This window comes from Protofrankia sp. Cr1, assembly GCF_963555865.1.
Taxonomy (GTDB): Bacteria; Actinomycetota; Actinomycetes; order Frankiales; family Frankiaceae; genus Protofrankia.
Genome location: NZ_CAUVXO010000315.1, coordinates 1 through 1,763 on the forward strand (window position 1 = coordinate 1; position 1,763 = coordinate 1,763).

The following is a 1,763-nucleotide window of genomic DNA, read 5'->3' on the forward strand; positions in this document are numbered from 1 at the left end:
CCCCGCCCCGCGCCGCGGAGATCAGACGGATGGCCAGCCGCCCGAGGACCAGGCGAGGTAATGGCCGAGGTCGCGTCGGGTGATTCGCCGCATGAGCGTGTTATCGGCTTCGGGCCGGGCACGGTTGATGTGCGCAGGCACGGTTGATGTGCGGGCGACGAGGGGAGCAACATGTCGAACGGTCACGAATCGGCGGATGCGGTGACGCCGGCCCAGAGCCGTTACGGCGGCGGCCCAGGGGCAGGGATCACGCTGCCCCCCTACTACCGGCCGACGCCGAGTGCGAAGAACGGCACGACGTTCTTCCCACTCGCCGAGGAACTGGGCGACGACGAAATGCGGATCACGTTCGCCGGTTCGTGTCCGTTCCCGCCGCGGCGTGACCAAGCGGGCACCTGCATTCTGGTCGAGCTGGGCAACGGGCGGAGCTTCGTCTTCGACTTCGGCCCCGGCTGCCTGCGCAACCTCGTCGCGCTACAGATCCCGGTCCCGTCGATCAACGACATCTTCCTGACGAACCTGCACTCGGCGACGATCGGGGAACTGCCCTACCTGTACGCGTTCGCTCCGTGGACCGGGCGCTGGAAGCCGCTGCGGGTGCACGGCCCGTCGGGTCGCACGCCGTGGGAAGGTACCGCAGCGATGATCGAGGGCATGAAGACGATGGCCCACTGGCACACCAAGGCCTTCTCGGGAGCCCCCGTGGGCGACGGCTATGAGGTCGACGTCGACGAGTTCGACTGGACCGACGACGGCGGGATCTGCTACGCCCACGACGGTGTCACGATCCGGCACTGGCGCCGGGTCCACACCATGGCCGGCGCGACCGGCTACCGGCTCGACTGGAACGGCCTGTCGTTCGTCTGGACCGGCGATGGCCGCCCGGACGAACTGACGATCGAGCAGTCCCAGGGTGTTGATGTGTTCGTGACCGCGCTCCAGCTCGATATTGGGCCGATTGCGGAGATCACGACCGGTGTTCCCGAGGTCGTCTACGACCTGTCGACGGACCGGGGACACACGAGCCACTACGGCGCCGGCTACATGATCAACCAGGTCAACCCGCGGATGGGGATGGTCACCCACCTGGCGGTCGAGCACGGGCTGATCAACGAGACGATCGCCGGGGTCCGCACCCACTGGGACGGCCTGTTCGCGCTCGGCGCACCTGACGGTGTGGTCGTCAACGTCACCAAGGACGCGATCTCGAACCGCCACGCCGCGCTCCCGGATGCGGCCAACGCGCGAAGCGCCACGACCCGCAACGAGCTGCGCGCCATGTTCGGCGGAACGATTCCCGAAACCCTTGAAATCCCCGCGCCGAAGTATGTGATCTCGGAGCTGGTGGATGAGGAGACCCTCGCGCGCGAGATCCCCGCCACGACGTACGCGCCGGCGGACGTCCAGCGTCCGATGGTGCGCGAGTTCCCGGCCCACCTCGTGGGCAAGAAGATCCCGATCGCCATGCTGCTCGGGGCCAAACAGGTCTCCGACGCACTGCAGGACCTCACGAAGGCCTACCGGACACTTACGGAAGCGGTCGGGGAACTCACCTCCGGTGTCCTGACCAAGACGATTCCCAACGACTGGGTCGGGCGCCGCGTGACCGACGGCGTGAACGCGGCGACGCGAGCCGCCACCCAGGCCCTGGGCGCCACCGCCAGCGCACAGCGCGGCATGGCAGAACGCGTCCAAAAAGGGGCCGCCGCGGCCCAGGGCCAGAGCATGAGCCACGCCGCCCAGCACGCCGCCCAGCACGCCGC

The 1,763-nt window shown here is 68.4% G+C and carries 1 protein-coding gene; it reads left to right on the forward strand.

Annotated features, from left to right (window positions below):
• Positions 1-171 precede the first annotated feature (171 nt).
• Positions 172-1,763: guanitoxin biosynthesis MBL fold metallo-hydrolase GntH (gene gntH / locus U9980_RS20065; RefSeq protein WP_322769327.1), on the forward strand; the 1,592-nt coding region annotated here is incomplete at its 3' end.